At 73.6% G+C, this 19,473-nt stretch carries 17 protein-coding genes; 14 read left to right on the forward strand and 3 right to left on the reverse strand.

Annotated features, from left to right (window positions below; genetic code table 11):
* The first annotated feature begins 3 nt into the window (after positions 1-3).
* From D1J63_RS30460 to D1J63_RS30515, 12 genes are all read left to right on the forward strand, one after another.
* Entirely contained in the window at positions 4-2,463 is a 2,460-nt protein-coding gene (locus D1J63_RS30460) for a tetratricopeptide repeat protein (RefSeq protein ID WP_164713045.1), read from the forward strand.
* A 71-nt stretch (positions 2,464-2,534) separates the two neighbouring features.
* A complete protein-coding gene (locus D1J63_RS30465; protein ID WP_125633253.1) occupies positions 2,535-3,998 on the forward strand; it encodes a VWA domain-containing protein in 1,464 nt (487 codons plus the stop codon).
* Positions 3,995-4,933 carry a hypothetical protein gene (locus tag D1J63_RS30470; protein ID WP_125633255.1) on the forward strand — a complete coding sequence of 313 codons (939 nt, stop codon included), beginning with the start codon at positions 3,995-3,997 and terminating at the stop codon, positions 4,931-4,933. The genes D1J63_RS30465 and D1J63_RS30470 overlap by 4 nt, the downstream gene beginning before the upstream one ends.
* The gene (locus tag D1J63_RS30475; protein ID WP_125633257.1) at positions 4,930-6,138 is read left to right on the forward strand and encodes an extracellular solute-binding protein; all 1,209 of its coding nucleotides are present in this window, start codon (positions 4,930-4,932) and stop codon (positions 6,136-6,138) included. Before D1J63_RS30470 ends, D1J63_RS30475 begins: the two co-directional genes overlap by 4 nt.
* Before the next feature lie 171 nt (positions 6,139-6,309).
* Complete coding sequence (gene rpe, locus D1J63_RS30480) at positions 6,310-6,996, forward strand: ribulose-phosphate 3-epimerase (protein ID WP_125633259.1); 687 nt, start codon at positions 6,310-6,312, stop codon at positions 6,994-6,996.
* A 77-nt stretch (positions 6,997-7,073) separates the two neighbouring features.
* Positions 7,074-8,117 carry a sugar-binding domain-containing protein gene (locus tag D1J63_RS30485; RefSeq protein WP_061445792.1) on the forward strand — a complete coding sequence of 348 codons (1,044 nt, stop codon included), beginning with the start codon at positions 7,074-7,076 and terminating at the stop codon, positions 8,115-8,117.
* A 36-nt stretch (positions 8,118-8,153) separates the two neighbouring features.
* Positions 8,154-8,507 (forward strand): barstar family protein, encoded by a 354-nt coding sequence (locus tag D1J63_RS30490; RefSeq protein WP_125633261.1) that lies wholly within the window; start codon positions 8,154-8,156, stop codon positions 8,505-8,507.
* 108 nt (positions 8,508-8,615) lie between these two features.
* Positions 8,616-10,058 carry a GuaB1 family IMP dehydrogenase-related protein gene (locus D1J63_RS30495; RefSeq protein ID WP_164713046.1) on the forward strand — a complete coding sequence of 481 codons (1,443 nt, stop codon included), beginning with the start codon at positions 8,616-8,618 and terminating at the stop codon, positions 10,056-10,058.
* A 72-nt stretch (positions 10,059-10,130) separates the two neighbouring features.
* Complete coding sequence (locus tag D1J63_RS30500) at positions 10,131-10,526, forward strand: hypothetical protein (RefSeq protein WP_102931869.1); 396 nt, start codon at positions 10,131-10,133, stop codon at positions 10,524-10,526.
* Between the two features lie 297 nt (positions 10,527-10,823).
* The gene (locus D1J63_RS30505; RefSeq protein WP_125633265.1) at positions 10,824-12,311 is read left to right on the forward strand and encodes an amino acid permease; all 1,488 of its coding nucleotides are present in this window, start codon (positions 10,824-10,826) and stop codon (positions 12,309-12,311) included.
* A 15-nt stretch (positions 12,312-12,326) separates the two neighbouring features.
* Positions 12,327-12,779, forward strand: coding sequence for an Lrp/AsnC family transcriptional regulator (locus tag D1J63_RS30510; protein ID WP_003977367.1), 453 nt, complete (start codon positions 12,327-12,329; stop codon positions 12,777-12,779).
* 142 nt (positions 12,780-12,921) lie between these two features.
* Entirely contained in the window at positions 12,922-14,169 is a 1,248-nt protein-coding gene (locus D1J63_RS30515; protein ID WP_125633267.1) for an MFS transporter, read from the forward strand.
* Here D1J63_RS30515 and D1J63_RS30520 read toward each other — a convergent pair.
* The gene (locus D1J63_RS30520; protein ID WP_164713047.1) at positions 14,117-14,674 is read right to left on the reverse strand and encodes a Repetin; all 558 of its coding nucleotides are present in this window, start codon (positions 14,672-14,674) and stop codon (positions 14,117-14,119) included. The two genes, D1J63_RS30515 and D1J63_RS30520, sit on opposite strands and share 53 nt — an antisense overlap.
* 308 nt (positions 14,675-14,982) lie before the next feature.
* On the opposite strand from D1J63_RS30520, the gene D1J63_RS30530 reads away from it, so the two are divergent.
* Both D1J63_RS30530 and D1J63_RS30535 read left to right on the forward strand, forming a co-directional pair.
* Positions 14,983-15,771 carry a carbon-nitrogen hydrolase family protein gene (locus tag D1J63_RS30530; protein WP_102930801.1) on the forward strand — a complete coding sequence of 263 codons (789 nt, stop codon included), beginning with the start codon at positions 14,983-14,985 and terminating at the stop codon, positions 15,769-15,771.
* 54 nt (positions 15,772-15,825) lie between these two features.
* Positions 15,826-17,523: an NAD(P)/FAD-dependent oxidoreductase gene (locus D1J63_RS30535; protein ID WP_125633269.1), complete on the forward strand. Its 1,698-nt coding sequence runs from the start codon at positions 15,826-15,828 to the stop codon at positions 17,521-17,523.
* A 21-nt stretch (positions 17,524-17,544) separates the two neighbouring features.
* Here the strand turns inward: D1J63_RS30535 and D1J63_RS30540 are convergent, their stop codons facing one another.
* Together D1J63_RS30540 and D1J63_RS30545 are read right to left on the reverse strand one after the other, a co-directional pair.
* Positions 17,545-18,477, reverse strand: a complete 933-nt coding sequence (locus D1J63_RS30540; protein ID WP_125633271.1) for an LLM class F420-dependent oxidoreductase — start codon at positions 18,475-18,477, stop codon at positions 17,545-17,547.
* 127 nt (positions 18,478-18,604) lie between these two features.
* The gene (locus tag D1J63_RS30545) at positions 18,605-19,300 is read right to left on the reverse strand and encodes a DUF5995 family protein (protein WP_125633273.1); all 696 of its coding nucleotides are present in this window, start codon (positions 19,298-19,300) and stop codon (positions 18,605-18,607) included.
* Between the last annotated feature and the right edge of the window lie 173 nt (positions 19,301-19,473).

Below are 19,473 nucleotides of genomic sequence, written 5' to 3' on the forward strand. Positions count from 1 at the left end.
GGCATGAGCGGCAGAGCCTGCGTCAGAGCCGACTGCCGGGGCGGCCGGATCATGGTCACCGGGTACTGCGACACCTGCTTCCGCCGCCCCCTCGACCCCGAACCGCCCTCGACGGAGCCGGCCCCCGCCCCGGACGGCCCCGTCGCACCCGCGGAACCGGCGTCGCAGGGCCACGCCGCCCCGAGCCCCGGCGAACTGGACCGCGACGGGCTCCTCGTCCTGCCGGCCCTGCCCTCCCCGGACCCCTCCGAGGCCGCCGACACCGTCGCCCGGCCCCCGACCGGCGGCCGGCGCTGCGGCGTGGACAACTGCGCCGGCACCATCGGGGTCTCCTACGACGGCGGTCCCGCCCCCGACCACGGGTTCTGCCCGGAGTGCGGTACGGAGTACTCGTTCCGGCCGAAGCTGCGCCCCGGCGACCGGGTCGGCGGGCACTACAAGGTGCTCGGCTATCTCGCGGTCGGCGGGCACGGCTGGGTCTACCTGGCCGAGGACACCAGGGTGCCCGGCCTGTACGTCGTCCTCAAAGGGCTGATCAACACCGGCGACGCCGTGGCCCGCCGGGCCGCGGTCGAGGAGCGCCGCTCACTCACCAGCCTCCACCACCGCGACATCGTCCGCATCGTCACCCACGTCCAGCACCTGGTGCCCGGCGACGACGAACCGACCGGCTACATCGTGATGGAGTACGTCGGCGGCCGGTCCCTCGCCTGGATCCGCTTCGCCCCCGAGGAGGAGCTGGCGCGGCTGTTCGGCACCGGCGGCTTCCAGTTCGGGCACGTCATCACGTACGGCTGCAAGATCCTCGGCGCCCTCGAGTACCTGCACGACCAGGGGCTGCTCTACTGCGACATGAAGCCCGAGAACGTCATCCACTACGGGCGCGAGATCAAGGTCATAGACCTGGGCGCCGTCCGCCGGATCGACGACCGTTCCTCCGGGCTGGTCCACACCCACGGCTACGCGCCGCCCAAGCGCGAACGCGACCGGCGCGGCCTCGACGTAGACAGCGACCTGTACACCGTGGGCCGGACCCTGAAGGTGCTCGCCGAGCGGGCCACCCGCCCCGCCGGACTGGCCGCCCGCTCCTTCGAGGCGCTGATCCGCCGGGCCACCCACCCCGAGCCCGCCGCCCGGTTCCGTTCCGCGGCCGAGATGTCCCGCCAGCTGTGGGAGGTGCTCCGCGAGGACCAGGCGCTCGGCGGGCGGGGGCCGTACCCCGAGCGCTCCACCCGGTTCGAGCCGACCGCGGCGGTCTTCGGTGCCGCGCTCGGCACGGTCCCGGCGCTCCGGTGGTGGACACGGCGCCCCGGCGGCGGCCCACCGGAGCTGCCCGCGGGTGCCCCCGAGCCCCGGGCGACGGCCCGCGCGCTGCCGGTCCCCCTGCCGGACGCCGCGGACCCGGCGACCGTACTGCTCGGCGGACTCGCCGCCGACACCCCCGACCGCATCGCCGAACGGGCCGAGGGCGACCCGGCGCTGCGCACCGTGGAGACGGCGCTGTGGCTGTGCCGTGCCTACCTGGACGCCGGGAACGCCGCGCGGTCCGAGGAGTGGGTGGCCCGGGCCAAGGGCTGGAGCGGCGACTACGACTGGCGGATCTTCTGGCACCGGGGCCTGGTCCATCTCACGCGCGGCGCGGTGGGCAAGGCGGAGGACGAGTTCGCCGCCACCTACGCCGCGCTGCCCGGCGAGGCAGCACCCAAACTGGCCCTCGGCTACTGCGCCGAGTACCTGGCGGAGCGGCTCCGGGAGACCGGCGTACGGGAGCCGGACCTGCCAGGGAAGGACGTACGGGCACCGGACGGACAAGCGGCGGGCTCCGACACAGGCCGGCCGACCGCGACGCCGGGCGACCCGCGGGCCCGCCAGGCGGACCCGCAGGCGGCCGAGCGGGCGCGGGCCCGCGAGACACAGGCCGAGGAGTTCTACGAAGCGGTGCTGCGGCGCGACCCCACGCAGGGCAGCGCCGCCTTCGGGCTGGCCCGCGTCCGGCTGCGCCGCGACGGGCGCCGCCGGGCCGTCGAGGTACTGGACGGCGTGCCGACCACCTCCCGCCACTACGACGCCGCCCGCGTCGCCGCGGTGCGGATCCTGGCCGGCCGGCTGCCCGGCGGGCCCGGGCCGCGCCCCGCCGACCTGCGCGAGGCCGCCGAACGGCTGGCGGGGCTGCACCTGGACGGCAGCGACTCCCGGGACCGGCTGGTGACCGAACTGCGCGAGCAGGCGCTCGCCTGCCGCCCGCCCGAAGGCTGGGGGAGCGGCTTCCTCGCCGGCGAGCTGCTCGGCTCGCAGGACACCGAGGAAGCGCTGCGCAAGCAGCTGACCAAGTCCCTCAAACGGCTCGCCGACCAGGCGGGCAGCGCCGACGAGCGCGGGGACCTGCTGGACGCCGCCTACGCGGTGCGCCCGGCACCGGCCGGGCCGCGCGACCTGTGGCGGGGGCGGCGGCGTACGGAGTGAGCAACGTGCCGGGGCGGGGCGCGACGGCCCGGGCGTGACGGCGACGACGTGGGCGAGGGGGCTGGGACACGGTGGAGACGGGAACGCCCGGGACGGGCGGAGCGGCCGGGCAGGCGGCCGCCGGGCTGGAGATCAGCCAGTGGAAGTACCTGTCCAGCGAGGCGGGCGACCCGCGGATGCACGCCATCCTCAGCGTGCGCGTGGACGGCACCGGGGGCGCCGGCCGCCGGGGCGGCCCGGTGCTCGCGCAGGTTCTGGCCGTGGACTGCTCCAGCTCGATGACCTGGCCGGTGGAGAAGCTGCACGCGGCTCAGCGGGCGGCGGTCGCGGCGATCCGCAAGCTGCCCGACGGCACCCCGTTCGCGGTGGTGCGGGGCAGCGAGCAGGCGGCCGTGGTGTACCCGGACACCCCGCGCATGGCCCGCGCCTCCGACTTCACCCGGGGGCGCGCGGAGCGTGCCGTGCGCGAGATGGTCGCGGGCGGCGGGACCTGCATCGGCGCCTGGCTGGACCTGAGCCGCCGCCTGCTCGCGAAGCAGGGCGCGCCCCTCGGTCACGTCCTGCTGCTCACCGACGGCAGGAACCAGCACGACGAGCACATGCCGCTCGCCCGGGTGCTGGACGAGTGCGCGGGCCAGTTCGTCTGCGACGCCTGGGGTATTGGCGACGGGTGGGACGGCCAGGAACTGCTGCGGATCACCCGCCGGCTGCACGGCAGCGCCTCCTCGGTGCGCGAGGAGGCGGCGCTGCCGGCGGAGTACGAGCAGCTGATGAACCGGTTGCTCACCAAGACCGTCCCCGAGCTGGTGATCTCCGTGACCGCGATGCCCGGGTGCACCGTGCGCTACCTCAAGCAGGTCTTCCCCACCGAGGCCGAGCTGACCGCCGAGGACGGCACCGGACGGTTCGTCACCCGTGCCTGGGGCGACGAGACGCGCCGCTACCAGCTGTGCCTGGCCGCCGACCCGGCCGGCCGCCCGCGCCGGGAGGACCTCCAGATCGCCGTGGTCGCCGTCGAGGTGCCCGGCGGCGACGAGGTCCGGCTGCCGCCGCCACAGCCCTGCCTGGTGCACTGGACCGACGACCCGGCCCTGTCCCGGCACACCGACGTCCAGGTCGAGCACTTCGAGCAGCACCAGCGGCTCGGCGAGGCGGTCGCCGCGGCCACCGACGCACACCGCCGAGGACAGCGCGACCTGGCCGAGCACCAGCTCGGCCGGGCCGTTCGGCTCGCCCACGCCATGGGCGCCGACGAGCAGCTGGCCCGGCTGGCCCGGCTGGTGCGGATCGAGGACGCGCAGGGCGGCCGGGTCGCCCTGCGCCCCGACGTGACGGCCGTCGACTTCCAGCACCTGATCACCGCGAGCAGCCACAGCACCTACGGCCCCGTGTCCGGCACCGGGCCCGGCTCCGGCACGTCGGGCACGGCACCGGGCGGCGGAGCCGCGGTGACCTGCCCGGCCTGCTCGCGCAAGGCTCCGGCGGCCGCCCGGTTCTGCCCGTCCTGCGGCCACGGCTTCGAGGCCCGGCCGTGAGCACCACCGGCCGGGACCTGACCCGCAGGCTCAGGCTGCTGCTGGCGCTCGCGACCGCGACCACCCTCGCGCTGTTCTTCGCCTACCGAGGCGTGCACGACGACACCGTGCCCCTGGCCACCGAGAGCGCGCCCGGCATCCGCGCCGTCGACACCGCGCAGAGCGCGCTGCGGCAGGCGCACGACGTGGTCCGCGACACCGGCGCCGAGGGCGACACCAGCGGAGAGTTCCTCACCCAGATCTCCGTCGCCCAGCAGAGCCTCGCCCTGGCCGCCTCGGAGAACGTCACCGGCCTGGCGGGCCGCCACGACGTCCAGACCGTCACCGGGCTGATCGCCGTCTACTCGGGCTGGGTGGAACGCGGGGGCCGGGAGCCGGACGGCTCACCGCTGCGCGCCGCCTTTCTCCACTACGCCGAGAAGGTCCTCGGCCTGCGGGCCGAGGCCGGAACCGAGGGCGACATCATGAGCCGCCTCGACGCCCTGCGCGGCGAACAGCTGGCCGAGGCCCGGCGGCAGGCCGCCTTCCCCTGGCAGCTGTGGCTCGGCTGGTGCACGGTCGCGGTGCTGTACGCGGCCCTGTGCGGGGCGCTGCTGGAGACCCAGTGGTTCCTGCGGCGCCGCTTCCGGCGGCCCGTGCGGCTGCGGTTGCCCGCCGCCACCGTGCTGTGCGCCGTCGGCGTGCCGTTGCTGGCCTGGCAGACCTTGCGGGCGCACCGCGCGATGACCGACTCCGTCGCCGAGGTACGGGTGCCGCCGGCCGGCCCGGACGCCATCCCCGTGGTGGCCGACGAGGTGCAGGGCGCGCTCGCGGACGCCGGGTTCTGGGCCTCGTTGTCCGACTGGATACTGCTGGGAGGGGCTGTGGTGGTGGCGCTGACGCTGTGGGTTCTGTGGCCGCGGATCGCCCTGTACCGGTTCCGGGGGCAGCGATGAGCCGCCCGGGCCCCCGCACCCTCGGCATCCTCTGCGTCTGCCTGGTCCTGCTCGGCGCCGGCCTGTGGGCCGGGGTCCGCTGGGCCCGTGACTGGGAGGGCTCCGTCACCCTGCTGGCCAACTGGAGCGGTGCGGAGCGCGAGCAGTTCGAGGAGCACGTCATCGAGCCCTTCGAGGAGAAGTACCGGATCGACGTCGTCTACCAGGGCAGCTCCGCGCTCAGCCAGGTGCTCGCCGCCGACATGGCGGCCGGCAACCCGCCCGACGTGGCGGTGCTGCCCGGCCCCGGCGAACTGCTCGCCTACGCCGTCGACGGCCGGCTCCACCCGCTGGACGGCCTCTTCGACGCCGGGGACTACGACCGGTTCTGGGCTCCCCGGGTGACGGTGCCGGAAGCGGGCGGCGCCCACACGTACTGGCTGCCCGTGAAGACCGGCCTGAAGAGCATGGTGTGGTACGCGGGTCCGGCGCCGACGGCGGAGACGGCCGGCCCTCCCGCACGGTGGTGCCTCGGCATGGAGTCCGGCGCGACCTCCGGCTGGCCCGGCACCGACTGGGTGGAGGACATCCTGCTCCAGCAGGCCGGCCCACGGGTGTACGCGGACTGGGCCAACGGCAGGCTGCCCTGGACCGACGACGCCGTACGCAAGGCCTGGACGACCTGGGCCGACCTGGTGGGCGCGGGCGACGCCTCCCGTGTCGAGCAGGTGCTGACCACCGCGTTCGACGCCGACTGCGCGGCGGGCCGCCTGGAGCATCAGGGGTCCTTCCGCGCCGGGCACTGGCGGCAGAAGGGCGGCGACTACGTCCACTTCTCCGAGGTGGTGCCCGGGGCCGGCACGGACGCCGGCGCCTGGGAGGTCTCCGGCGACCTCGCGGCCATGCTGAACCCGACCCCGCAGGCCAAGAAGCTGATCGGCTACCTCGCCGACCCGGACACCGCGCTGCCGGAGTACACGGCGAACAGGTCGGCCGCGGCGGACACCGAGCAGGACGCCGTCGAACGGGAGATCGGCACCCTCCTGCGCGAACCCGGCCGCACCCGCTGCTGGGACGCCTCCGACGCCATGCCCCGCACCACCCGCGACGCCTTCCACCAGGCAGTACTCCGCTATTTCGCCGACCCGACCGACCTCGACACCCGCCTGAAGGAACTCGACCGCCTCCGCACACCCCAAAACCTCCCGGTCTGCGGCAAGGGTTGAAGGTGCAGCCCACGCCCACTGGGCGCGCCCCAAAGGGGCGCGGGGCCGTGACACTCTGCGGCTCCGCCGCGCGGGCGCGAGCAACCACAACGAACCCGCGGCCAACGAACAACCCTGCCCACCCCGGACCCCTCCCCGCCCACCCCCGGAGGGCATGGCACGCTTGGGCACATGGCCGCGCAGATCAATCCCAGCATCCTGTCCGCCGACTTCGCCCGCCTCGCGGACGAGGCCAAGGCGGTCGAGGGAGCCGACTGGCTCCACGTCGACGTCATGGACAACCACTTCGTCCCGAACCTCACGCTCGGCGTGCCGGTGGTCGAGTCCCTGGCCCGCGCCACGGACACCCCGCTGGACTGCCACCTCATGATCGAGGCCCCGGACCGCTGGGCCCCGCAGTACGTGGAGGCGGGCGCGGGTTCCGTCACCTTCCATGCCGAGGCCGCCGCCGCGCCGGTGCGGCTGGCCCGGGAGATCCGGGCCAAGGGCGCCCGCGCCTCCATGGCGCTCAAGCCCGCGACGCCGATCGAGCCGTACGAGGACCTGCTCCCCGAACTCGACATGCTGCTGATCATGACGGTTGAACCCGGCTTCGGTGGGCAGGCGTTCCTCGACATCATGCTTCCCAAGATCCGCCGGACCCGTGAGCTGATCGGGAAGCACGGTCTGGAGCTGTGGCTCCAGGTCGACGGCGGTGTCTCGGCGTCCACGATCGAGCGGTGCGCCGAGGCCGGCGCCGACGTCTTCGTCGCGGGTTCCGCGGTGTACGGGGCGTCCGACCCGGCCGATGCGGTACGCGCGCTGCGCTCGCAGGCCGATGCGGCCACCGCCAAGGCATCCTGGTTCTGCGACCACTGAGGAACAGAAAGTGAACGGCTCCCATCAGGGCTGATCAAGTGCGCCGAATCTGCAAGGATGAACGGCGTATCCAGAGTGTGAACAGCAGTGAGGAGATCGCCGTGTCGGGTATGTCGGCGGGCCGTTCAGCCATGCGGATGGGACCCGCTGAGCTGGTCCAGGCGGCGGCCATGGCCCGCCGCTTCTACCTCGAGGGCAAGTCCAAGATCCAGATCGCGGAGGAGTTCGGCGTCAGCCGCTTCAAGGTGGCCAGGGTTCTCGAGACCGCCCTCGAGCGGGACCTTGTACGCATCGAGATCCGGGTGCCGGCCGAGCTGGACGCCGAGCGCTCGGACGCCCTGCGCGCCCGTTACGGGCTCCGGCACGCGGTCGTGGTGGAGTCCCCGGCGGACGCCGAGGAGACGCCCGACCCGGAGAACCTGGGGGAGGTGGCCGCCGACCTGCTCGGCGAGCTGGTCAACGAGGGCGACGTGCTGGGCCTGGCCTGGGGCCGGTCCACCATCCACATGGCGGCGGCGCTGGACCGGCTGCCGCCGTGCACCGTGGTGCAGCTGACGGGCGTGTACGACGCCGGGACCGCCGAGCGCGGCTCGGTGGAGGCCGTGCGCCGCGCCGCCCAGGTGTCCGGCGGCGACGCCCACCCCATCTACGCGCCGATGCTGCTGCCGGACGCGGCCACCGCGCAGGCGCTGCGGCACCAGACCGGGATCGCCCGGGCCTTCGAGTACTTCGACAAGGTCACGGTCGCCTGTGTCTCCATCGGCTCCTGGGAGCCCGGCATCTCGACGGTGCACGACATGCTCAGCGACGAGGAGCGCGCGCACTACGCCTCGCTCGGCGTCGCCGCCGAGATGTCCGCGCACCTCTTCGACGCCGACGGGCGCCGGGTGGGGCGGGACCTGGGGGAGCGGTGCATCACCGTCAAGGCCGACCAGCTCCGCCGTATCCCCGAGGTCGTCGCGATCGCGGGCGGGCAGCGCAAGGCGGCGGCCATCGACGCGGTGCTGCGCTCCGGCCTCGTCACCAGCCTGGTGACGGACACGTCGGCCGCGGACTACCTGATGACGGCGGGCTCCGCCCCGAAGTCGACGCTCAACCGGGCCGACCCGGACGGGATCTGACGGCCGATCGGCAGGGAACGGAAAGAAGGGCGCGACATGACCGAGGACTCCGCGGGGCGGCTCGTGGTCACGCTGGACCTCGGCGGGGTCACGGACAAGGCGGGGCTGATGGACCGCTGCGCTCGTGACCTGGCGCTGCCCGACTGGTTCGGCCGCAACTGGGACGCCCTCGCCGACTCCCTGGCCGACCCCTCCGTGTGGCCCGAGGGCGCGGCGGACCGGGGACTGGTGCTCGTGGTGGAGGGCTGGCGGGCGTACGCCGAGGCACGGCCGGACGAGTGGGCGGTCGCCGAGGAGGTCTTCGCCGAGGCCACCGACCGCGGCCCGGGGCTCTTCGTCACCCTCGGCCCTGGAGGTTCCTCCAAGCACGCCGCTGACCAGCCTGGATGATCCGACCGGGGGTGATCGGTCCCGCGCCATGGGAGAATGAAGTACGTGCTCTTTCCCCCTGGCTGACCTGTCCGGGGGCCACCTCTGATCGACTGGGATGTGCAGCACGTGCGTTTCCTCAATGACATCCAGCCCTCGTACGACCTGACGTACGACGACGTGTTCATGGTGCCGAGCCGCTCCGCGGTGGGCTCCCGGCAGGGCGTGGACCTCGGCTCCCCGGACGGCACGGGCACCACGATCCCGCTGGTCGTCGCCAACATGACCGCCATCGCGGGCCGCCGGATGGCCGAGACGGTGGCCCGGCGCGGCGGGCTCGTGGTCATCCCGCAGGACATCCCGATCGAGGTCGTCACCGACGTCGTCTCCTGGGTGAAGAGCCGCCACCTCGTCCTGGACACCCCCATCGTGCTGGCCCCGCACCAGACCGTCGCCGACGCGCTGTCCCTGCTGCCCAAGCGCGCGCACAACGCCGGGGTCGTCGTGGACGGGGACCACCGGCCCGTCGGTGTGGTCACCGACGCCGACCTGTCCGGCGTGGACCGCTTCACCCAGCTCGAGGAGGTCATGTCCAAGGACCTGATCCTCATCGACGCCGACCTGGACCCGCGCGAGGCCTTCAACACCCTCGACGCCGCCAACCGGCGCTACGCGCCCGCCGTCGACAAGGACGGCCGCCTCGCCGGCATCCTCACCCGCAAGGGCGCCCTGCGCGCCACGCTGTACACGCCGGCCGTCGACGCGAACGGCAGGCTCCGCATCGCCGCCGCCGTCGGCATCAACGGAGACGTCGCGGGCAAGGCCAAGCAGCTGCTCGACGCGGGCGTGGACACCCTCGTCATCGACACCGCGCACGGTCACCAGGAGTCGATGATCAGCGCGGTCAAGGTCGTCCGCGAGCTGGACCCGCGGGTCCCGATCGTCGCGGGCAACATCGTCTCCGCCGAAGGCGTGCGCGACCTGATCGAGGCGGGCGCCGACATCGTCAAGGTCGGCGTCGGCCCCGGCGCCATGTGCACCACCCGGATGATGACCGGCGTGGGCCGGCCGCAGTTCTCCGCCGTCCTGGAGTGCGCCGCCGAGGCGAAGAAGTACGGCAAGCACGTGTGGGCCGACGGCGGCGTCCGTCACCCGCGCGACGTGGCGATGGCCCTCGCGGCCGGCGCGTCCAACGTGATGGTCGGCTCCTGGTTCGCGGGTACGTACGAGTCCCCGGGCGACCTCCAGCACGACGCCAACGGCCGCGCCTACAAGGAGTCCTTCGGCATGGCCTCCGCCCGCGCGGTGCGCAACCGCACCTCGGAGGAGTCGGCGTACGACCGGGCCCGCAAGGCGCTGTTCGAGGAGGGCATCTCCACCTCCCGGATGTTCCTCGACCCGGCCCGCCCCGGCGTCGAGGACCTGATCGACTCGATCATCGCGGGCGTCCGCTCCTCCTGCACCTACGCCGGCGCCGGCTCCCTGGAGGAGTTCGCCGAGAAGGCCATCGTCGGCATCCAGAGCGCCGCCGGTTACGCCGAGGGCAAGCCGCTCCACGCCAGCTGGAGCTGACCCGCGCCCGACCCCGGACCCGTCCCGTCAGGCCTGCTTGACGTCAAGCAGACCTGACGGGACGCTGGACGCATGACGACACCACAGAGCATCGAGCCGGAACACACCCTGCTGACCGCCGTGGCCCGTCTCGACGAGCTGCGCGCCCGCGAGTCCCTCGCCGGGTTCGGCAGCGACGGCGAGGCCCTGGACCGTCCGCAGCTCCTCGAACTGCTCGCCCTGAGCGAGGTGGTCGCCCGCAAGGCCGCCTACGGGCGCCAGCTCACCGTCCGCGCCGCCCGCGAGGCCGGTGCCTCCTGGTCGCAGATCGGGGCCGCGCTCGGCACCAGCAAGCAGGCCGCCTGGGAGGCGCACACGCGCTGGATCGACGCCCAGGAGGCCGCCCGCGGCCGGCCCGGGGAGATCGGCTTCGACGCGGCGGACGCGGCCGAGGCACGCGCCGTCGCGGGCCGACCGGACGACCACTGACCAGGCCCGATCCACCGATCCGTGCCCCGCGCGCAACGCCGTGCGCCCCGCGCGCAACGAACACCCGCGCCGCCCCGTCGAACGCAACGATCGTGCTCGAATGCGCAAGGTTGCTGCATTACCGGCGCCGCGCCCCCCTCGTAGTGTTCTGCGCTGTACGTGGCGTGGCGGGGACCCCGCTCGGTGGGTTCCCGTGCCGCACGAGCGCGCCCACCGGTCCCCGCCGCTCCCCAGGCCCGCCCGGAGCCCGTCCGCTCACCCCGGCGGAGCCACCGGCAGCGACAAAGGAGTCCCCGCGTGATCGACCAAGGCGCACCCCCGCACCAGGACGCATCGGCAGCCCCGTCCCCGGGCCTCGCCGCGCGCCTCATGCGCCGCAAGCCCGTGGAACGCCTGGTCGCCGAGGGCGGTCAGGGCGAGGGCGGCAGCCTCCGCCGCTCCCTCGGCCTCTGGCAGCTCACGATGATCAGCATCGGCGCCACCCTCGGCACCGGCATCTTCGTCGTCCTCGGCGAGGCCGTCCCCAAGGCCGGGCCGGCCGTCACGCTCTCCTTCGTCATCGCCGGTCTCACCGCGCTCTTCTCGGCCCTCTCCTACGCCGAGCTGGCCGGCACCATCCCGGTCGCCGGGTCCTCGTACTCGTACGCCTACGCCACCATGGGCGAGCTGGTCGCCTGGATCTGCGGCTGGTGCCTGATCCTGGAGTACGGCGTGTCGGTGGCCGCCGTCGCCGTCGGCTGGGGCGAGTACCTGAACGAGCTGCTCGACGGCACCATCGGCGTCACCCTCCCCGCGGTCCTGTCGGCGCCGCCCGGCGACGGCGGCATCTTCAACCTGCCGGCGCTGATCGTCGTGCTCCTCGCCATGACCTTCCTGCTCGGCGGCGCCCGCGAGTCCGCCCGCGCCAACACGATCATGGTCGTCGTCAAGATCGCGGCACTGGTGCTGTTCTGCGCGATCGGCGTGCAGGGCTTCCGCTCCGGCAACTACGAGCACTTCATGCCGCTCGGCATGGCCGGGGTCAGCGCGGCGGGTGCGACGCTCTTCTTCTCGTACATCGGCTTCGACGCCGCCTCCACCGCGGGCGAGGAGGCCAAGAACGCCCAGCGCGACCTGCCCCGCGCGATCATGCTGTCCCTCGTCATCGTCACGGTGCTCTACGTCCTGGTCGCCGCCGTCGCCGTCGGCGCCAAGCCCTGGCGGACCTTCACCGACTCCGAGGCCTCCCTCGCGCAGATCATGACCGACGTGACCGGGCAGAGCTTCTGGGGCACCCTGCTGGCCTTCTGCGCGGTCGTCGCCATCGCCAGCGTCGTCCTGACCGTCCTCTACGGCCAGACCCGCGTCCTGTTCGCCATGTCCCGCGACGGACTGGTGCCCAAGGTCTTCTCCAAGGTCCACCCGAAGACCGGCGCGCCCCGCGCCAACACGCTGATCGTCTCGCTGTTCTGCGGCGTTCTCGCCGCCGCCATCCCGCTCGGACAGCTCGCCGACGCCACCAGCATCGGCACCCTCTTCGCCTTCGCCCTGGTCAACGTGGCCGTCGTGGTGCTGCGCCGGACCAATCCCGACATGCGCCGCACCTTCCGGGTCCCGCTGTCGCCGGTCCTGCCCGCCCTCGGCTTCGGCTTCTGCGTCTGGATGATGGGCAGCCTGTCCACCGTCACCTGGGTGGTCTTCGGTGTCTGGATGGCGGTCGGGCTCGTGTTCTACTTCGTGTACGGCCAACGCCGCTCCCGACTCGCCACACCGGACCCCTCCCGGGTCCGGACGCACCAGAAGTGAAGTGAACGACCCGCAGTGCTCAACGATCTCGACGAACGCATCGTGCACGCCCTCGCCGAGGACGCCCGCCGCTCCTACGCGGACATCGGGCAGTCGGTCGGCCTGTCCGCGCCCGCCGTCAAACGGCGCGTGGACCGGCTGCGGGCCACCGGAGCCATCACCGGCTTCACCGTCCGCGTCGACCCCGCCGCGCTCGGCTGGGAGACCGAGGGGTTCGTCGAGATCTTCTGCCGCCGCAACACCTCGCCCGAGACCATCCAGCGGGGCCTGGAGCGCTACCAGGAGGTCGTGGCCGCGTCCACCGTCACCGGGGACGCGGACGCGGTCGCCCAGGTCTTCGCCTCCGACATGCGGCACTTCGAGCGGGTCCTGGAGCGGATCGCCGGGGAGCCGTTCGTGGAGCGCACCAAGTCCGTCCTGGTGCTCTCGCCGCTCCTGCGGCGCTTCTCGTCGGGCTCGCCCACGTAAACCCATGGGCGGGGCACCGCACACCGTCTAGCATCGGTGCCATGACCCGGCGACATTGATCCACCACCCGTAGCGCCTCCTCCCGAGGGCCGCCCCGGACGCCGTACCCCCGGTGTCCGATCCGCCCCCTCGGGAAGGCCTCATGACCGTCTCACCTCCGCCCTCGGCCGAGCGTGCCGCCGCCGCGCCCGCCGGTACCCGCCGGCTGGTGCGCACGCTGTACGCCTCCGCCTTCTGCGACGAGTTCGTCCTGCTCTACCCGGTGTACGCGCTGCTGTTCAGCGACACCGGCCTGTCCGTCTGGCAGACGACCTCGCTGTTCGCCCTGTGGTCGCTGACCGGCGTCCTGCTCGAGGTGCCCTCCGGCGCCTGGGCCGACGCCGTCTCCCGGCGGCTGCTGCTGATCCTCGGCCCGCTGCTCACCGCCGCCGGCTTCGCCCTGTGGGTGCTCGTGCCGTCCTACGGCGCCTTCGCGCTCGGCTTCGTGCTGTGGGGCGCCGGCGGCGCGCTCGGCTCCGGCGCGCTGGAGGCACTGGTCTACGAGGAACTGGACCGGGCCGGTGCCGCCGACCGGTACGCCCACGTCATGGGCCGGGCCCGGGCCATCGGCATCGCCGCGACCATGTCCGCCATGGGCCTGGCCGGCCCCGTGTTCGCCCGGGGCGGCTACGACGCGGTGGGCGCGGCGAGCGTGCTCGCCTGTCTGGCCGCGGCGGCGGTCGCGACCCGGTTCCCCGAGCACCGCACACCCTCCGGCGGCGGCGAACGCTGGTCCGCGACGCTGCGCGCCGGACTCGCCGACGCCCGCGCCGACCGGTCCGTGCGCGGCGCGCTGCTCCTCGTACCGGCCGTGACCGCGGTGTGGGGCGCGCTCGACGAGTACACGCCACTGCTCGCCCGGGACACGGGCGTGGCCGCCGAGACCGTGCCCTGGCTGCTGCTGGTGATCTGGGCCGGCGCCACGGCCGGCAGTCTGCTGGCCGGTCCCGCGCGACGCCTGACCGGCAACGGCTTCGCCGCGCTGCTCACCGGTTCCGCTCTCGCGCTGGCCGCGGGCGCCCTGGCGGGCACGCCGGTCGCCCTGATCCTGGTCGCGCTCGCCTTCGGCGGCTTCCAACTGGCGACCGTCCTGGCCGACGCCCGCCTCCAGCAGCGCATCGACGACACCGGACGGGCCACCCTGACCTCGGTCGCGGGCCTCGGCAGCGAGCTGGGCACCCTCGCCACCTACGTCGCCTACGGGGCGGCGGCCACGGCATGGGGTCACGGCACCGCGTTCGCGCTCTCCGCGGTGCCGCACCTCCTGACGGCGCTGGTCCTGGCCGGTGCCGCCCGGACTACAGCCGCGGCTGCCAGGGCACGACGTCGAAGTCGCCGGTCCCCTTCCTGACCATCTCGAACGGCGCCGACGACACGCACCGGGGCGGCTCCTCGCCCTCCGCGGGGCTGCCCGTAGCCGCCCAGCTGTAACCGAGCCGGTCGCGGCGGCCCAGGTCGTGAACCGTGACGCCGACCCGCCTGCCCTCGGCACCGGGCAGGTCGGAGTCGGTGACGACGCCGGAGACGACGGCCACGTCACCGCCGGTCAGGAGACAGTCCACGGTGGCCTCGGCCCGCGCACCCCTGCCGTTCGCGTAGTGGCTGAACTCGAAGGTCCCGGTGGCCCTGAGCGGGTCCTCCCGGTCCTCGGCCGCCAGATGGGCGTCGAAGGTGAAGGTGATGTCGTCCCCCGCCGACCGGTACAGCTTGGCCGTGCCGGTCAGCGCGGCGGCCTCCCTCGGCGGCGGGCCGTCGTGCGGGCCCCCGTGGGGGCCGTCGGCGACGGCCGCGCCGGTGGTGGCGGCGGTGAGCAGCAGGGCGGCGCAGAGTGCGGCGGTCGCGGTACGGCGCTTCATGGCGGGTCGTCTCCCGAGAGGTCGAAGCCGGTGAACCGAACGCTCACCACTGTCCCGGCGCCGCCTCCGCGCCACATCGGGCCCACGGCGGGTACCACCTCCGCCGCGCGGCGGGGAGGGCCGGGCCCGCTCTGCTTCCCGAGGAGGACGGGAGCGCCCGCCGGGGGCGCAACGAATCGCCGACGGGTGCCGGGTGCACGCAACGAACCGCTCACCGGCGCGCAACGGGTCCGTCTTGTCCGCCCGAGCCCGCCGACCGTACCGTCTATCTGGCCCCCCGACCCCCCCCCGACCGGTGAGGATCACGCATGCGCACCGCCCTGCTCCAGAGCTCCGGCCGCCCCGGTTCCACCGCCGAGAACCTCAAGGTCCTCGACGAGGCCGCGGGCCGCGCCGCCGCCGCGGGCGCCGCGCTGCTCGTCACCTCCGAGCTGTTCCTGACCGGATACGCCGTCGGCGACGACATCGGCGTCCTCGCCGAGCCCGCCGACGGCGACGCGGCCGACGCCGTCGCGGAGATCGCCGGACGTCACGGCCTGGCCGTCGCCTACGGCTACCCCGAGCGGGACGGCGAGCGGGTCTTCAACTCCGTCCAGCTCGTCGCCGCCGACGGCACCCGCCCGGCGAACTACCGCAAGACCCACCTCTTCGGCTGCTTCGAGCGCGACCACTTCACCCCCGGCGAGCAGCCCGTCGTCCAGACCGAGCTGAACGGCCTCACCGTCGGCCTGATGATCTGCTACGACGTGGAGTTCCCGGAGAACGTGCGCGCCCACGCCCTGGCCGGCACCGACCTGCTGCTCGTCCCGACCGCGCAGATGCACCCCTTCCAGTTCGTCGCCGAGTCCGTCGTGCCGGTGCGGGCCTTCGAGAACCAGATGTACGTCGCGTACGTCAACCGCGTCGGCCCCGAGGGCGAGTTCGAGTTCGTCGGCCTGTCCACCCTCGCGGGACCCGACGGCGTCGCCCGCGCCCGGGCCGGGCGGGCCGAGGAGCTGATCCTGGCCGACGCGGACCCCGCCTTCCTGGCCGCGTCCCGCGAGGCCAACCCCTACCTGAGGGACCGCCGCCCCGGCCTCTACGGCGCCCTCGCCTGAGCCCCGAACCGCGCGTCCCGCCCCCGTTCCACCCGTGCAAGGAGTCCGTACCCCATGACGTCCACCGTGCCCAACGCGATCGAGCACGCAGACGAGCAGCAGCCGCCGATCACCATGTTCGGGCCGGACTTCCCGTACGCGTACGACGACTTCCTCGCCCACCCCGCCGGACTCGGCCAGATACCCGCCACCGAGCACGGCACCGAGGTCGCCGTCATCGGCGGCGGCCTGTCCGGCATCGTGGCCGCCTACGAGCTGATGAAGATGGGCCTCAAGCCCGTCGTCTACGAGGCCGACCGGATCGGCGGCCGGCTGCGCACCGTCGGCTTCGACGGCTGCGACCCGTCGCTGACCGCCGAGATGGGCGCGATGCGCTTCCCGCCGTCCTCCACCGCCCTCCAGCACTACATCGACCTGGTGGGCCTCGAGACCCGGGCCTTCCCCAACCCGCTGGCCGAGGCGACCCCCTCGACCGTCGTCGACCTCAAGGGCGAGTCGCACTACGCCGAGACCCTCGACGACCTGCCGCAGGTCTACCGGGACGTGGCCGACGCCTGGGCGAAGTGCCTCGAAGAGGGCGCCGACTTCACCGACATGAACCGCGCCCTGCGCGAGCGCGACGTCCCCCGCATCCGCGAGATCTGGGGGAAGCTGGTCGAGAAGCTCGACAACCAGACCTTCTACGGCTTCCTCTGCGACTCCGAGGCCTTCAAGTCCTTTCGGCACCGCGAGATCTTCGGCCAGGTCGGCTTCGGCACCGGCGGCTGGGACACCGACTTCCCCAACTCCATCCTGGAGATCCTCCGCGTCGTCTACACCGAGGCCGACGACCACCACCGCGGCATCGTCGGCGGCTCCCAGCAGCTGCCGCTCAGGCTCTGGGAGCGCGAGCCGGAGAAGATCGTCCACTGGCCGCACGGCACCTCGCTGAAGACCCTCCACGTGGACGGCGAGCCCCGCCCGGCCGTGACCCGGCTGAACCGCACCGCCGGCAACCGCATCACCGTGACCGACGCCGACGGCGACATCCGCACCTACCGGGCGGCGATCTTCACCGCCCAGTCCTGGATGCTGCTCTCGAAGATCGCCTGCGACGACTCGCTCTTCCCGATCGACCACTGGACCGCGATCGAGCGCACCCACTACATGGAGAGCTCCAAGCTCTTCGTGCCCGTCGACCGGCCCTTCTGGCTGGACAAGGACGAGGACACCGGCCGGGACGTCATGTCGATGACGCTCACCGACCGCATGACCCGCGGCACCTACCTGCTCGACGACGGCCCGGACCGGCCCGCCGTCATCTGCCTCTCCTACACCTGGTGCGACGACAGCCTGAAGTGGCTGCCGCTGTCCGCGAACGAGCGGATGGAGGTCATGCTGAAGTCGCTCGGCGAGATCTACCCGAAGGTCGACATCCGGAAGCACGTCATCGGCAACCCGGTGACGGTCTCCTGGGAGAACGAGCCCTACTTCATGGGCGCGTTCAAGGCCAACCTGCCCGGCCACTACCGCTACCAGCGGCGGCTGTTCACCCACTTCATGCAGGAGGAGCTGCCGGAGGACAAGCGGGGCATCTTCCTCGCCGGCGACGACATCTCCTGGACGGCCGGCTGGGCCGAGGGCGCCGTCCAGACCGCGCTGAACGCGGTCTGGGGCGTCATGCACCACTTCGGCGGCGAGACCGACGCGACCAACCCCGGCCCGGGCGACCTCTACGAGGAGATCGCGCCGGTGGAGCTGCCCGAGGACTAGGAGTTCTCCCGCCGCCCGGCCTCAGATCCCGGCCGCCCGGGCCTTCTCGTAGATCCGGGCGGCGACGTCCTTGAGCTCCTCGGCGTCCCGCGCGGTGCTCTGCACGTCGATGAGGATCTCGTCCAGGCCGATCTCGGCGTGCGCGGCCAGGTCCTCGACGATCTGGTCGACGCCGCCCTGGAAGGGGCGCCGGTCGGAGCCCTCGTAGTTCGCCGCGCTGTAGCGGGTGTTGACCCGCAGCGCCGTCCGGATCGGCCGCGTGCGACCCCGCTCGGCGGCCAGGTCCCGCAGTTCCCGCAGCTGCGCGGCGACGGTCTCGGCACCGATGCCGGTCGGCAGCCAGCCGTCGGCGTGGTCGACCAGACGGCGCCGGGCCCGGCCGCTGCCGCCCGCCGCCAGCAGGATCGGGATCGGCCGGGCCGGTTTGGGACCGACCACGGCGGACGCGATCTTCGTGACCTCGCCGTCGTACACCACCGGGTCCGGACCCCACACCGCGCGGCACACCCCGATCAGCTCGTCCAGGGCCGCACCGCGTTCGGCGAACGGCCGCACGGAGGCCGCCGCGTACTCGTCGTGGGACCAGCCGGTGCCGAAGCCCGCCAGCACCCGGCCGCCGCTCGCCGCGTCCAGCGAGGCCAGCGCCTTGGCCAGCTGGAAGGGGACGTGCAGCGGGGCGACCAGCACGCTCGTGCCCAGCAGCGCCCGTTCGGTGACCGCGGCGGCCAGGGCGAGGGTGACCAGCGGCTCCGCCACACTCCGGTACGTGTCCGGCCAGGGCAGGCCCTCGACGCCGTACAGCCCCTGGGTGGCGGGCTCGGGGAACAGGGCCCGCTCGAACACCCACAGGCTCTCGAAGCCCATCTCTTCCGCCGCGCGCGCCACGTCGGGGACGTCCTTGCCGATGTCGTACTGCCGCATCTGGGGGAGGCCGAGTCCGAGCCGGGTCGTCATGCCGGGTGCTCCTTCGCATTCGGGGGTGCGACGCGGGCCGTGGACCGCACGGTGCGCACGGCCACCGGTTTCAACGTACAACGATCGCGGGGGAGTTCCGGAGGCGCACATACCGGAACCGGCCGGATCAGTCCCGCAGCGGGGTGAGCAGCATGCGGCCCGCGAAGCCCACCGCGGCGTCCAGCCGTTCGGTGAACTCCCCGGCGACGTCCGGCAGCCGGCGCAGCGCCCACAGCGCGCGGGCCGCCGCCCAGGTGGCCTCGCGGGCGCGCTCCAGGCTCCAGGAGCCCAGCAGATGGGTCAGCGGGTCGGCGATCTGGAGGAGGTCGGGACCCGGCATCAGCTCGTCGCGGACGCGCTCCTCCAGCGAGACGAGGAGATCACCCACGCGGTCGAACTCGTCCTCCAGGTCGACGGGTTCGCAGCCGAGCGTACGACAGGTGTCCACCACGGCCAGCGCGAGATCGTGGCCGATGTGCGCGTTGATGCCCGCCAGGGCGAACTGCAGCGGCCGTACCCCGGGGTGGCGGCGGAGCTGGAACAGGGGGCGCCAGCAGGCGGGCGGACGGCGGTCCTCCTCCGCCGCGTCCACGGCGGTCAGATAACGCTCCGCGAACCGCACGTCCAGCGCGGCAGCGGCTCCGGGGTCCGCGAACCGGCCGCCGTCGATGTGCCGGTCCACGGCCTCGGTGACGGCGAGGTAGACGCGGTTGAAGACCGCGACGCCGTCCCGGGCCGGCAGCGCCGCGTCGAGGGCGCGCATCCGGGACAGCACGTCGTCCACCGTCGGGGCAGCCGTCGGGACTTGCTCGCAGTGCGCCATGGCGGCAGCGTCGCAGCTTTAGGCTGACGGCAGTGCCGGCGGGCCCGACGCTTCCCCAGAACGGGGGAACGCGCCCGCCGCGCGGGGGAGGGGGACCGTACGTGTCAGGCCTTCGTGCCCGGCGGCCGGCCGCTCGCGGGGCCGGGCGCAGGCGTGCCGCGGGCCGCGGCGCG

This window comes from Streptomyces sp. KPB2 (genome assembly GCF_003950055.1).
GTDB lineage: Bacteria > Actinomycetota > Actinomycetes > Streptomycetales > Streptomycetaceae > Streptomyces > Streptomyces salinarius.

Excerpts from the sequence above, each read along its gene's own strand:
- D1J63_RS30460 (WP_164713045.1), top strand. The coding sequence starts at position 4 with ATGAGCGGCAGAGCCTGCGTCAGAGCCGACTGCCGGGGCGGCCGGATC.
- D1J63_RS30475 (WP_125633257.1), top strand. The coding sequence starts at position 4,930 with ATGAGCCGCCCGGGCCCCCGCACCCTCGGCATCCTCTGCGTCTGCCTG.
- rpe (WP_125633259.1), top strand. The coding sequence starts at position 6,310 with ATGGCCGCGCAGATCAATCCCAGCATCCTGTCCGCCGACTTCGCCCGC.
- D1J63_RS30490 (WP_125633261.1), top strand. The coding sequence starts at position 8,154 with ATGACCGAGGACTCCGCGGGGCGGCTCGTGGTCACGCTGGACCTCGGC.
- D1J63_RS30500 (WP_102931869.1), top strand. The coding sequence starts at position 10,131 with ATGACGACACCACAGAGCATCGAGCCGGAACACACCCTGCTGACCGCC.
- D1J63_RS30515 (WP_125633267.1), top strand. The coding sequence starts at position 12,922 with ATGACCGTCTCACCTCCGCCCTCGGCCGAGCGTGCCGCCGCCGCGCCC.
- D1J63_RS30520 (WP_164713047.1), bottom strand. The coding sequence starts at position 14,674 with ATGAAGCGCCGTACCGCGACCGCCGCACTCTGCGCCGCCCTGCTGCTC.
- D1J63_RS30530 (WP_102930801.1), top strand. The coding sequence starts at position 14,983 with ATGCGCACCGCCCTGCTCCAGAGCTCCGGCCGCCCCGGTTCCACCGCC.
- D1J63_RS30535 (WP_125633269.1), top strand. The coding sequence starts at position 15,826 with ATGACGTCCACCGTGCCCAACGCGATCGAGCACGCAGACGAGCAGCAG.
- D1J63_RS30540 (WP_125633271.1), bottom strand. The coding sequence starts at position 18,477 with ATGACGACCCGGCTCGGACTCGGCCTCCCCCAGATGCGGCAGTACGAC.
- D1J63_RS30545 (WP_125633273.1), bottom strand. The coding sequence starts at position 19,300 with ATGGCGCACTGCGAGCAAGTCCCGACGGCTGCCCCGACGGTGGACGAC.